General features: G+C 32.1%; 12 protein-coding genes. 2 read left to right on the forward strand and 10 right to left on the reverse strand.

Translation table 11 applies throughout. The annotated features are described in order from the left end of the window. Positions 1-7: 7 nt before the first annotated feature. The 6 genes from BUR19_RS09330 to BUR19_RS09355 form a co-directional block, all read right to left on the reverse strand. Complete coding sequence (locus tag BUR19_RS09330; protein ID WP_074235070.1) at positions 8-790, reverse strand: hypothetical protein; 783 nt, start codon at positions 788-790, stop codon at positions 8-10. Between the two features lie 57 nt (positions 791-847). Continuing rightward, positions 848-2,059, reverse strand: coding sequence for a DGQHR domain-containing protein (locus tag BUR19_RS09335; RefSeq protein WP_074235071.1), 1,212 nt, complete (start codon positions 2,057-2,059; stop codon positions 848-850). Positions 2,060-2,069: 10 nt separating this feature from the next. Next, positions 2,070-3,170 (reverse strand): hypothetical protein, encoded by a 1,101-nt coding sequence (locus BUR19_RS09340; protein WP_074235072.1) that lies wholly within the window; start codon positions 3,168-3,170, stop codon positions 2,070-2,072. A 16-nt stretch (positions 3,171-3,186) separates the two neighbouring features. Next, positions 3,187-5,070: a site-specific DNA-methyltransferase gene (locus BUR19_RS09345; protein WP_074235073.1), complete on the reverse strand. Its 1,884-nt coding sequence runs from the start codon at positions 5,068-5,070 to the stop codon at positions 3,187-3,189. A 6-nt stretch (positions 5,071-5,076) separates the two neighbouring features. Continuing rightward, the gene (locus BUR19_RS09350) at positions 5,077-8,208 is read right to left on the reverse strand and encodes a type III restriction-modification system endonuclease (RefSeq protein ID WP_074235074.1); all 3,132 of its coding nucleotides are present in this window, start codon (positions 8,206-8,208) and stop codon (positions 5,077-5,079) included. A gap of 153 nt (positions 8,209-8,361) precedes the next feature. Further along, positions 8,362-9,129, reverse strand: coding sequence for a Fic family protein (locus tag BUR19_RS09355; RefSeq protein WP_074235075.1), 768 nt, complete (start codon positions 9,127-9,129; stop codon positions 8,362-8,364). 453 nt (positions 9,130-9,582) lie between these two features. On the opposite strand from BUR19_RS09355, the gene BUR19_RS09360 reads away from it, so the two are divergent. Then, a complete protein-coding gene (locus tag BUR19_RS09360) occupies positions 9,583-10,080 on the forward strand; it encodes a hypothetical protein (RefSeq protein WP_074235076.1) in 498 nt (165 codons plus the stop codon). 360 nt (positions 10,081-10,440) lie between these two features. Here BUR19_RS09360 and BUR19_RS19215 read toward each other — a convergent pair whose 3' ends face one another. Next, positions 10,441-10,563 carry a hypothetical protein gene (locus tag BUR19_RS19215; protein ID WP_262494431.1) on the reverse strand — a complete coding sequence of 41 codons (123 nt, stop codon included), beginning with the start codon at positions 10,561-10,563 and terminating at the stop codon, positions 10,441-10,443. A 189-nt stretch (positions 10,564-10,752) separates the two neighbouring features. On the opposite strand from BUR19_RS19215, the gene BUR19_RS09365 reads away from it, so the two are divergent. After that, the gene (locus tag BUR19_RS09365; RefSeq protein ID WP_074235077.1) at positions 10,753-11,004 is read left to right on the forward strand and encodes a hypothetical protein; all 252 of its coding nucleotides are present in this window, start codon (positions 10,753-10,755) and stop codon (positions 11,002-11,004) included. Between the two features lie 128 nt (positions 11,005-11,132). Here BUR19_RS09365 and BUR19_RS19265 read toward each other — a convergent pair whose 3' ends face one another. The 3 genes from BUR19_RS19265 to BUR19_RS09375 form a co-directional block, all read right to left on the reverse strand. Beyond that, positions 11,133-11,285, reverse strand: coding sequence for a hypothetical protein (locus tag BUR19_RS19265; RefSeq protein ID WP_139297334.1), 153 nt, complete (start codon positions 11,283-11,285; stop codon positions 11,133-11,135). A gap of 18 nt (positions 11,286-11,303) precedes the next feature. Then, positions 11,304-11,483, reverse strand: coding sequence for a hypothetical protein (locus tag BUR19_RS09370; RefSeq protein WP_074235078.1), 180 nt, complete (start codon positions 11,481-11,483; stop codon positions 11,304-11,306). 739 nt (positions 11,484-12,222) lie between these two features. After that, on the reverse strand, positions 12,223-13,296 hold the full coding sequence (locus tag BUR19_RS09375; protein ID WP_074235079.1) for a DUF932 domain-containing protein: 1,074 nt from the start codon (positions 13,294-13,296) through the stop codon (positions 12,223-12,225). Between the last annotated feature and the right edge of the window lie 23 nt (positions 13,297-13,319).

Below are 13,319 nucleotides of genomic sequence, written 5' to 3' on the forward strand. Positions count from 1 at the left end.
TTTTGTTTTATGGTTTTAGTTCGAATGATTCAACAAGTTCTAAAGTTTTACAAGTCTTCTTTTCTATAAATAGAGATTCAGAATATGGGATATTCAAACTGATTTTCTTTTGATCAGATGTTTTAGAATTTATTTTTAGTGAATTGCTAAGAATTTTTAGAACAGCAACGGAAAAATCTGTTTGGTTGTAGCACAGTAAATAAAAATCCTTTTTCAACTCATCTCTCTTAAGATTAAAATTCCAGTTATCTGTAGATACCTTGGCAATCCTGCAATTATTTTCGTTTAAGTAAGAAATATTGGAGATGATAAATTTCTTAATTATAACAGATGTTGTATTGAAATCTAATTCAAAATTAGGTTGATAAGTTTCTTCAGTTTCAAGTGCAATATCATCTTCTATATCTACTACTTTGTACTTCTTATCATAAGCCCGATGATGCTTTCTGCATCTAAACTGGATAACTTTAAAAAAGTCTTTATGTTTATTCCGGAATTCTTCTTCAAATTCATCAATATTGATCTTGTAAATTCCTTTACCACTCTCAGTACCAAATTCTTCAAGTATTTCTCGAATCAATATTTTTCTCGTTCTGTCTTTCAAATGGGCAGCATCTAAGCTTTTCCACTTTCCGCAAACTTTCTTTTTCCCATTCTCATCCTTATCCTCGTCTTTACAAGATTTCTGTTTTTTACGATAAGGTCTGGATATTTCAGTGACTATATCACTTGTTCTTGGTCCCAAAAATTTATAAAATTCTTCTAATGTTCCTTCAAAATATGCAGACATAAATATTTTGTATTTGGGCAGTTAATAATATAGATTTGCTTATCTAATTTTATGTCATTAATTAGAAATCCCGATCTCTTTAGCTAATTCTTTAAACAATAGACTTTGCAGTCCTGCTGAACCACCACCTCTATACCTGCTATTTTCTCCAAAATATCTTTCTGATAATTCTTTTCCTTCTAACGTTTTTTTATTGAACGGCTTAAAAATATCATTAAAAATTTTCTCTAATTCTTCAATAGTTAGATCTTTCAAATCTTTTTTATCATAATTCGGAAATAGTCCTAGCTTAAAAAGTTCATTTATTCTACCTAACAATCTAAGAAATGCACCTAAACTTGTTGTTTTAGAAAGAATTGTAGAGTCACTTTTCTCTATAGATTTTGGCCAATAATCTGACAGTTCATTTTTTATGGTATTAAAGTAGGCAACAAAGACCTTAGGAAGTTTTTTATGTAGATCAAGTCTGTTTTGATCATCCTTTTTAAAATCCTCTACCACGTCATTCCATCCTCCTCTAGAGCCCAACAACCGTAAAATTTGTTGTGTTAAAAAAGCTTGTGAAATAAATCCATCATTTGAATTAAAATTCTTAACAAATCCTTTTAAAGGAGATTTAGTGGAAGAATTAAGAAACTTACCTAATTCGTGTGCAACATATAAGTCACTTAGCTTTTCATCTTTTCCAAATTTTGGTGCTTCACCAAAAATATCATAATACAATGATCTATCTACAGGTTTCTGATTAAAATTAACATCTGCAAATATTTTTGCCTGTTCCCAAATGTCGTAATCAACCAAGATGGTACAATTAAATTTGTAATTTAAAATTTTCGCAAGTTTTTTTTCAGAAAAAAACTGGCTTTCAATATCTCTGTATAACGAAAACATTGCTTTCATACGATGTTGACCATCAACAATCAGGCAACTCTGTTTTTCGATAGGTAGTTCGAAATTTACAACATTAAAAAGGTCTTTTGTAAATTCAATTGAATCTGAGCTAATGCTCAAAATCATAGATGAAGGAAATAATATATCAGAATCGTTATTTTCAAACAACGTATTGGAAATATATCTTTTTATGTTCCCGACTCTAATTTCATTAGTTTGACGTTGATAAAATTTAGATCTTTCATCATTTTCAGAGTTATCAGACCAATTTGACGTTGTTCTCTGCGTAAACTTTACAATATCTTTTAAATCTTTAAACCTAATAGCTGTAACCAAAATCATATGATCTTTATTACTGTATAATTCAATAGCTTTCATTCTTATAAAATTATTTAGTTAGGTCGTCATCGTTAAATAAATCAGTTTCAGAATCATTCTTTATTTGTGATTCATTTGGTACATCAATTTTTTCATTAACTACATCTTTATTATCATCTGCGTTAGTCTTAGCTGTATCAATATTTACTTTTTGAATTTGACTTTCTTCTTCTACCTCTTCTTTCGAAGTATGATCTTCTGTCTTAGTGAAAGGTTCTGAATGAAGACTTTCAATTTGTTGTACACGTTCTTCAATAGATTCCAAATCTTCCAATATCTTCTTTAGATTTACTTCTATCTCTCCTTTCAAATTATTTGCCCATTCATCCGAAACTTTAAGTTCTCTTTCTTCAAATTTATCTTTAAAATCTCTTTCTAAATTACTTTTTAATTGTTTTTTAATATCTTTTAATCTATCTCTCACTTCAGTTTTTGCTTCTTTTTCAGCTATTGTCTTTGAAGTTTCAGTAGCAATTTCTTTTGCTTCTTTTTCAGCTATCGTCTTTGAAGTTTCAGTAGCAATTTCTTTTGCTTTAATCTCAGCTACTTCTTTTGCAGTTTCAGTAGCAACTTCTTTTGCTTTGACTTCAGCTACTTCTTTTGCTATTTCTTCTGCTACTTTTTTTGCCTCTTCCTCAGCAATTTTTCTCGCTTCATATTCGGCCGTGTCTATGGTGCCCTTCTTCATTTCATTAATTGACTTAAAACCAAAAAATGTAGCAATAGCAACTAATATTGCTAAAAAACCTGCACCATAGGAAAATAGTTTGCTCCTATCTTCTTGCACTGATAATATAGATTCCATACGTTTATATTGAGCATCAACAGAAGAATTAATTTCACTTAAAATCTTTTTGTTGTTTTCATCAAGGTTTTTGATACTTTTTATAGTTGCAGAATCTTTATCATTTTTGATCAAGGAAGTATCCACAGATATTTCATATTTAACGACAATTTCTTTTGGAGCTATATTTTCAGGTTCTTTTCTTATCAAACTTGAGACTACCCAAATTAATGCACCAGTTGCAATTGTTACAATTAAAATCGCTGCCCAATTGGCACCAATGATTAGCCAATCTAATTTAGTTTTTGGTTTATTAGTTTCTGACATATTTGAACTATTAAAATTATAAAACCTTCATCTCACTCCCCGCACTCAACTGCTTCAACAACTGCTTCACATTCTCTTTCGCCGTATCATCTTTAAAACCTTTATCTCGAAAAACAATACGCAATGGTTTTTCCTTAGCGATTTCCTTGGCAAAAGCTTCATCAATACCATCATCAAAACAGCAGTACAGTGAATCTCCGGCTACGGAATAGACTTCTTTGCCCGAAATGGTTTTGCGTTCAATAGGCAGCGAAAGTGGTAATCCCCAATCGAGCATTATCTGAGTAAGCAAATCTTCTGCTGTACGACCTTCTTTTACATTGTCTGCAAAAAGGTCTAGCGTACCTTGGTTATAATCCTGCGGTTTATAGTACACATCTTGCATATTGGAGGAATCTAAACGGTACACACGGAAACCATAATCCTGCTCATCTTTAAATTCTGAAAACAAACCATCTTTTTTGGCTTTATCTATTTTTTCTTCTTTTATTTTATTGGAAGCACGGCGAATTCTTTCTTTGCCTATTTCACAAATGTTTTTGTAACCAGCTTTGTAGGCTTCCGTTTTTTCATCACTAGCTTCAGGAAGTTGTACCATTATGTACTTTCTATTACCATCATCTTCTGCATTTAGTTTCATAACAGCGTGTGCTGTAGTAGCAGAGCCCGAATAGAAATCCACTACCGTAAAATCATTCTCTGTTCTGAAAAGCTCTGCCATTTTTTGAATCAAGCCAGTAGGTTTAGGTGTATCAAAAGGTACATTATCACCAAAAAGTTCTTTTAACTCTGAATTTGCGATTCTTGTAGTTCCAAAAACATTTCCATCCCAAAGGTTTTCAGGAGTTCTTCCTTCTTGTTCTGACAAGTATATTTTCCTTATTATCCCAGAGTTATCATTCTTAAATATGATTTCTTTAGATTGAATTTTATTTTTCAATACTTCTTCCGACCATCGCCATCCGTTATCAGGAGGATTAATAATGTTTCCATTAGGTGCAATTATTTGAAATTTCAAAGTTTGCCTTAGATTTGGACTTCTAACATCTCCACTTCTCCAAAATCCTTTGGGATCATCATCAGGATTAGAGTAATTCTTGTTATCTTCTTCGGTTCTATTAAATTTGAAGTTTTTTGTGATTAAAATATTTTTACTGTAAACCAAATTATAATTTGATTGTCTAGATAAAAATCTTTCATCATTCTTGCTCTGCTGAGTATGTTTCCAAGTGATACATCCTATAAAATTACTTTCTCCAAAGATTTCGTCACAGATTTTACGAAGATTATGTACTTCATTATCATCGATGGAAATAAAAATGACACCATCATCTTTCAACAAATTTCTTGAAAGTTTTAAAACTGGATAAATATTACTAAGCCAATCTGAGTGATACCTTCCATCTGTTTTAGGATTTGGACTAAGCTTTCTATTTTCTTCGTCTATTTGTCCACTTTCAAATAACTCTTCCCCTCCCGATTTAGCAAAATTATCTTTATATACAAAGTCATTTCCCGTGTTGTAAGGCGGGTCTATGTAGATCATTTTTATTTTGTTCAGATAACTTTCCTGTAAAAGTTTCAGCACTTCCAGGTTATCACCTTCTATGTAAATGTTTTCGGTGGTATCAAAATCAACAGAATCTTCCCTCACTGGTCGCAAGGTTTTAGTAGTTGGGATATTGGCGGTTACAATAGCTTCGCGTTTTCCGGGCCATTCCAGTCGGTAGCGTTCTTTGTTTCCTTCTACTATTTCGGTAGAGAGTTCCTGTTTCAGCAAATCAAAATCTATCTTTTTGCCTTCTGCCGTTTCGGTAACGCAGTTGGGAAAAAGAACAGCTATTTTATCAATGTTCATAGCTGTTATATCGGTAGATTGTAGGTCTAATTTATCGTTCATCTCGGTTTATTTTAATTGCGCAATATCTCTTAATTTGTCATAAGTGGTAATGACATCAAACTTCACTTCGCCATTACTGATGGTTTTAAAGTGTTCCTTTGCACAATGTATTTTTAATTGTTCAATTCCTCTCAGGTCGTTTACATTTTCAGAACCTTTTGTTTCAGCTACAAAGTAGATGTACTTCACTTTTTCACTGTCTAAAACGATTGCCCAGTCGGGACTATAACTAGCAACAGGTGTGGCAATGTAAAATCCTTTAGGTAATTTAGCATAGACTACAACTTCTGTAGCCTGCTCCAGATTTTTGGTAAATTCTCTTTCTATTTTAGAATCTGTCTCTAAGAAATCGTAAATATGTTTTTGAAGGATTTCTTCGGTACGCAATACATTTTTTCCATTGGTAAAAACAGTTTTTGCATCAAACGATTCTTCTGTTTTGTGGTATGCAATATTGTTAATAATGAGCGAAGCTTTAGTTTCGTTGATGAGCTTAGCACATTTAGCAATAAATTCTTCCGGATTCTTTCTCAAAAGCGCGAAAGTATTCGGACTGATTTTTTTCAGAATAGAAACAATAGTAAGGCGCTTCAGATTGGTCAACGCTTCTATTTCACCAACAATATCATAAGCCACTTCGGTATAAAGGTCGGAAGATAATTTTTTAGAATCTGTTTTTGTGACATTAATAGCCGTTCCTTCTTTCAGATCTTCTTTGGAAACCTCACGCATTTCTCCGGTCTTGATTTCGTATTTGCGTTCTGAGATATGCAAATCTGCATCAATACGGATTCTGCTGTCATCAATCAGTTTATCGGTATCAAATTTCACTTCATACACCGTTTTCAGACTGATCTTTTTCCAAAGCTCCTGAAACTCTTTTTTAGCAAAGTTATTATTGATGGTTAACGGAACGGTGTCACTGGCATTTTCAGGCTTAATACCTTCTCCATTGTAAACAGATTGTAGCAATTGGCTAATGGCAGAAGCATAAGCAGCTAAATGTTCCGGTACAGGAACTTCATTTTTTTCAATTAGCTCTTTTCCTTCTGAAGTTATTTTATCGTCCTCGTCCAAAATGTCGTGTTTATACAAAAACTTATTTAGTTTTTTAGCATCTTCATCTGTAAGACGTAAAGTTTCGCCCAATTCATTGGTCAAAACTTTTCCAACAAAGAATTTGGTATCTGCTTTTACCGGACGGTCTTTCAGCGATTTTGCAATTTCATTCTGCAAACCTCTGGCAAACTCTTCATAACTTTCAGAAGCTATAACTGTCAATACATTAATGTCGTGAACCTGTTCGCCAACAAGTTCAAAATCCTGACGAACACCTCTTTTGTCAACTGCTAAACGCATTCCACGACCGACTTCCTGTCTTCTTCTAGTTTGGCTTCCACTATCTACATTTTTCAAGGCACAGATTTGAAATACATTAGGATTATCCCAACCTTCTTTCAAAGCCGAATGCGAAAAGATAAAACGTGTAGGTTCCTCAAAACTCAGCAGCCCTTCTTTATCTTTCATAATCAAATCGTACGCAGAAACATCATCAGAGTCTTCACTCCCTCTTTTGATGGTTGGGTCAACAGGTTTTCCTTTTTTATCAATGGAAAAATAACCGTTATGTACTCGGTCTGCGTCATCACGCTGCAAATAATGTAAGTAACTTCCAGGTGCATACACTTTTGAAGTTTTATTTACATCGGTTTCAATCACATAATCGGTATAATCCTGACGGAATAAATCAATAAATTGATTAATAGCATTCTTGTATTCCTCTTCAAATATCTGAGCATATTCGCCCAATTCTTCTTCGCCCATCTCATTATACTTTCGGTATTTCTCAACAGAGTCAATAAAGAATAGAGACAAAACCTTAATTCCTTTCTCAAAAAGTATCTTTTCTTTCTGTAAATGCGACAGAATTGTTTCCCTGATTTGAATTCTACGGAAAGCCAACTCGTCTTTGTCATTAATAATATCTCCGGGATAAATATCCCGCCCATTAACTACAATTTTGTTGAGATAACCGTTGATTTCCGCTACCAAACAATTTTTGTAAGCTGGTAAACCGCCCGAAACTTCATATAAATCTGTTCCCTGTGCAATTTTTTCACGAACCCGTTTTACACCATTTCCACTTCGTTGCTCATATTCCAGATAAGCTAAAGGAGGTTTGTTTGCGCTAAGACTAATGTATTCAAGATATAAATATCCCGTAGTCCCAGAAGATCCTTTCAAATTAATCCCTTTTACCTGAATCTTCTTTACCAGCTTTTTATTATACGCATCTAAGGCATCTAAACGGAAAATTTTATTGTATTCTTCCAGATGCGTTGCAGAATATCTTAAAGTGAAAAGAGGATGAAAATCTTCCATACTTTTCAGCGTAATCGAACCTTCTTTACCAACAGATTGTGGTTCGTCAATAATAATAATCGGTTTTGTTTGCGCAATTATGTCAATTGGTCGTCGCGAGCCAAAATGATCTAACTCCTGATGAATTCGCCTTGCATCAGCACCTTTGGCAGCAAAAGCCTGAGTATTAATTACCATTACGCTGATTCTCCCATCCGAAGCAAAACTCTCAATATCCTGTGGTCGGGAAGAATTATAAATAAACGGACTGATTTTATGTCCATAGATTTCCTGAAAATGATCCTGTGTTAATTCAAAGGTTTTAAAAACCCCTTCTCTGATAGCAATACTTGGAACAATGATGATAAACTTGCTCCAGCCATATTTTTTATTCAGCTCATACATTGTACGGATATAGGTATAGGTTTTACCCGTACCTGTTTCCATCTCAATCGTAAAATTGTAGCCAATATTTGCTCCTTTTACAATATCAATTTTTTGATTTTCTATCAGGTAATGCTCACGCTGTACACCAACAATATTATCAAAAATTTGAGATTCGGTAATTTGTATGGTGCTATTCCTATAACCAATCAGTTCGTCAACCTCATACTCCAATGTAGCAACTCCCTTTGCTTGTTCACGTGCTTTTCGTAAAATTTCAGCTGTTTTCTCCAGTGTAAATCTATTGGTTTTCAGAGTCTGACCTTCAAAACATCTTACAACTGCATCTACAGCCTGTATTTGAAAATCTTGTTCTTTGAATTGTAACTTCATTAATCAATTATAATTAATCGATAAATATAACTAAAGGACGACAAAAGAAAAAATAGAAAACCGTAAAACACAAAAAAAACTCACCTTAAATAAAAAAATTTTGATACTTTAAATTCTTTATATGAAAAATCAAGTTCGTTCAAAAAATTTACATTAATTATTCAAATCTAAAAGTTCTTTTATTCGGACTTGTAAACATTCAGTAATCAAATTTTTTATTAATCCCGATTGACATTCAGTATATTGACTAACAAGCATTTCATTAAATAAAGCACCTTTGCTTTCATATGTAAAAAGAGGAAATCCTTTGCTCATAGTCATAAAATTAATTAGTAACCTCGCTGTTCTTTTATTCCCATCAATAAAGGGTTGATTAAGCCAAATTCCTTGTGCTAAAAACGAAGCCTTTTCAATCACATTCTTGTCACTGTTCTCAAACTGATTGATTAGCAATTGTATATTTTTTATGACATTTTCTGGACTGCTATAAGGCTCAATAAACTCTGATTTACTTTTAGAAGAAGTAATCATTATACGATTGTTTTTTACTTTAAAATCACCATATTTTTGACCTCTTTCTTTATAGCTAAAGTAGTAATCATCTTGGAAAAGATTTCCAACTATGAGCCAATTAAGTTCCTTGATTAATTCAATTGATAAACTTTCCTTATTTATAACTGCTTTCAACATCTTAATTAGAGCTTTGTAAGTTCCTTTTTGCTCAAGAATATCTTTTACTTTAATCTTATCTCCAGATATCGTGTCATTATCAATGATGGACTGTGTTTGAACTAAAGTTAAATTATTTCCTTCTAGTCTATTTGTGGAATAGATATATTGGGCAAGCAAATCCCTTTCCTGTTCTAAGTTGAGAACAATATTTTGTGATTTATATTTATCAAGTAGTATGAAAATATCCATTATGTTAATTCACTTAAATAATGTTCTCTTACATTTTTACATTGATTTAAAGATATGACTTACAAGCTATTCATATTTTTCACCGAATTTCTAATCAAGTTTTTTATAATCACTAACATAGATAAAAATGAAAGTTCTTCCAAATTTAAAAAGATTTTTTGATGAAAGTAGGCTATCACAAGACTTTAAATAGAAGCTTTTAACTATCTTTGTTTTAGAAAAAATTAAATCAACGTAAACCGTAAGCTATCGTATTGGTACAAGAAAACCGCTAATCTTCTTAGATAACCAAATTCGATAGGCTTACGCCCGTGTCATATTATGGCGTGGGCTGTAAGTTCTATCTGGTTATCGGGTTCTTAGCGGTACCACTTGTACGGATAAGCTTCAGTACCACGCTTTCTCATTTCTAATCCGAAGTATTGGACTGTGCTTCTACAAAACTGTAGACCAATGAAAACAAAAACAAAAATTCAGCACCTCCATCAATCTGTTACTGGCGAGATGTTTCTAAATTACTTTCTATTTGATGAACCATCAATTGAGCATTTAAAAAATCTAGAAAATCTACCCATTGGCAAGAGCTTAAACGATTTAGTTTATAAAGTGGCAAAATATGATACTGAAGAAGGTCAGAATCAAGAAGCTAAAAAATTACTTCATAAATTATTTGAAATCAAGTCTAAAAAATTTGCCACTATACTTTCAGAAAGCGACCGCAAAAATTTTTATGATTTTTACATTAAAAATGATATGAATCCCCTGACTTTCATTTTAAAAGATTCTAATGAAAAAGAAAAGTTCATATCGAAAAAAGTATTATCCAAAGAAATGATACTCTTCATTAAGAAAAATTTTGCAAGTGCATTTATGGAAATCGATTTTATAACGTTAGAAATACCAATGAGTAAATACAAAAAAATGGTCAAACATTATTCTTACACAGTCTAAAAAAAAACATATTCCAATGAAAAATCTATTTCCATTTCTATTCGTAGCTATCCCAATGTTAGGATATTCTCAAAACTCTGATTGATCCGATGTTAAAAATGAACTTCAAATCAGCAAAACACAAATCACAAAACTCAATAAGGAAATTGAGTACTACAAAGAAACTTTGAATCTTTTGAAACCAATACGAACGGTTGGTGTTGATGGTATGGAATTAAATATCACTAAAATTGTCGGTTCTAGGAAAGATAAAAGTTTGTCTATCACTTTTGTTTATTAAAATAAAGATTCTGAAACAAGAAGCTTCTTTCAGTGCGAACAAGCGTTTCTAGTTTACCCACAGGGAAATCAATTTCAAACCTATGATGTATTCATTGCACCAAACAATGGGATAAGAGCAGAAAAAATACTCCCAAGCATCCCAACCAAAGCAAGCATCACATTCAAAACAACCAACCCAAGCATCCCAATCGACACAACCATCCCAACTATAAAAATTTTGACACTTAAGGTTTACGCAAAAAATCATATGGACAGCCCTTATTCAGCCATATTTGAAAATATTCCGGTAACTTGGGAATAGGATAAGATGTTTTCTCTGTCTATAAAACTTCAATTTCATTATTAGAATTAAAAATCAATTGGATAAATTAATATTAAAACATTAAAATTATGGGAGACTATTGGCACTATCAAATTATTAATACAGGAACTGAAAGTGAACCATCTTTAGGAATTCACGAAGTTTTCCGAAGCACTGCTAACAAAAAAGTCGTAAGTTGGACAGAAGACCCGATTGATTTAGGTGGTTTTGAAAACATCGAATCTTTAAGAGAAAATCTCGAAAACATTTTAGAAGCAATTAAAAAACATCCAGTACTTTTAGAATCAGAATTAGAAAAAAATATAAAAGAAAAACTGTAGCTGCATTGTAATTGTAATAATCATTTTGAAAGATTTATTTTCCAAAAAAAAATGAAAGTTTGCGTGAGGCTTTTATATTTTTTTGTCCTAAAATTAAAAGTAAATTTCAAACAAAATCAATTCAGTTATTAATAATTTGCTAAAAAATCATAAATCTTTTTTGTTATTTGAAGCTTCTCATTCGAGATAGAAGCCAGCTCGCTAAGTAAGCGATTATAGTCCTCAAGCAATTCATTAGAGATTTGTTTTTCAGTATTAATAATTCTTGCAATCTGATTGATATTTGTTTCAACTTTACTTTAAAAATAATCGTCTTTATTCACAAAATCAAAAATCATTTTATGTGAACCAAAATCTAAATCTCCATTTATTTTTGAAATAAAATAATGTGTATAACTACAATCTAGTTTATTACAAATCTCATTTAGTTTTTCTTTTTCTGATTCACTAACTCTTATTTGAATAAATTTATTTTTCATAAAACATTGATTAATTATTTTTAAAAAAAACCACAAAGTTCCGTAGTGTTTTTAAATCTTTTTGTAAAAAAGCAAAGAGTTTTTTGAAGTGTTGTCACTACAAAAGCACATCTTGCCGTACTAATACTTTGGTTTTTCAGAACTCTGAAATAATTATTTTAAATATTGATGATCAGTATGTTTTAAGATTTTTTGCTTTAGAAATAAAAAAGAATGGAAAAGAACAAATCTTCAACCTGCATATTTTGTATGAAGGTTAAAGATTAAAGTGTATCTATTTTATACAAGTTTGCAAGCAGACTGTATAAATTTTGTATCCGTTTTAATTTTCGGTGTACATTTCTTCTACAGGTTTTTGATTTGAGTGTACAAAGATTGTACACTCAAATCAAAACATCAGAAACCTATTGCGAGAAACATTATTTGTATTTGAAGAACATTAGAAATCAAAATCTGAACAAACTCCAACATCTTTAAACATATTCCGATAATTAACTATTAACCATCAATTTTAAATAATAACTGTTATGAAATTTGTTTAGTAGGTAAGTTTTCTATTTGCTTTTAAAACTTATAAAAAGCGGCAACCTTTTTCAAAAGCATTTGATGGCGATGCAAGGCAATGTTTTTGAATGGGTTGCTTCTGATTTTGCAAAAATGTGTTTTCGACCACAGGGAGGAATTGCATTTTTGCCACAAAAAAATGGCTGACATTTCAACAATGTCAACCATCGATTAATTAATTCAAATTGAATATTTCAGCTCCGTCCTTAGCAAAAGCTGTACACAATTCGAATGCTTTTTGAGACTTTAATTGTGCTGTTCCTCCCATTACAATACTTTGTAATTTCGTTTCGTTGTCTTTATACTTACGGACATTTTGAAAGTAACCCGTTACGGCATTGTAAGCTCCGAACAAGTTGCCTTTTGTCGTTTCCATTTGCTGAGTGTCGCTCATCATCGCATAAGCAAAAGCATTTTCTACAGTATTTTTAAACACTGTAGAAATTTCATCTTCCTCGCCTTTCTTCAATAAATCCAAAGTTTTCTTGTTTGGACAAAGTGATATTTGAATCAGTTTCTTCACTTCATCATCTGAAACTTTAACTTTCGTCCAATCATTAAATACGTCCTCCAATCTGTTACTAAGTAAGTTGGCTAACCCCATTACTTTATGAGCTGTTTCTATACGTTGTTTTGCTCCAGAAGTATGTTTAATTCTTACAACATTGGTCATATTCTTTAGTGAAGCATTGAGTGTATTCTGACAAACAATTCTTACAGGTGTAAAAGCGGCGGTAATGCTTCCGCTTCCATCGTGTGAAGTGGTGAGGAAAATATATTTTTCTGTTATATCATCCCCATTTCCCACTCTGATATAGTCGGGTAATTTTGCTGTAATAAAAATGCGCTCCCCATTCCCCAATGCTCCAGCAGTTTCGTATTTAATCCCTTTATTACTCCCTACTATAGAATCAAAGAAATTAAATGCTTCTCTATTCTGTACAATTTGGTATTCCTTACCAACAACACCTAAGACTATATTGTTATCCGTACGAATGTTGGCAAAATAATTAGGAACATCTAAATCACTTGAACCAATTGTAATGCCCTCTTCTGTTTCAATAAGACTTGAAGCTTTTGTCAATAAGGGAGATTTTACCACCTCATAATCCAAGCCTGCATATTTAATGGCTTCTTCGCTTGTTGGATAATGATCCACGATTAGCCCTAGACCGTGCCACGCTTTTTGTTTTACACTAAAAAAAGAATAGTTTCCAGTTCTCTGATTAAAATTGATATTATGCGACATAATGTTTGTTTTTAGATTATAAG

Origin of the sequence: Epilithonimonas zeae, assembly GCF_900141765.1 — a bacterium.
Taxonomy (GTDB): Bacteria; Bacteroidota; Bacteroidia; order Flavobacteriales; family Weeksellaceae; genus Epilithonimonas; species Epilithonimonas zeae.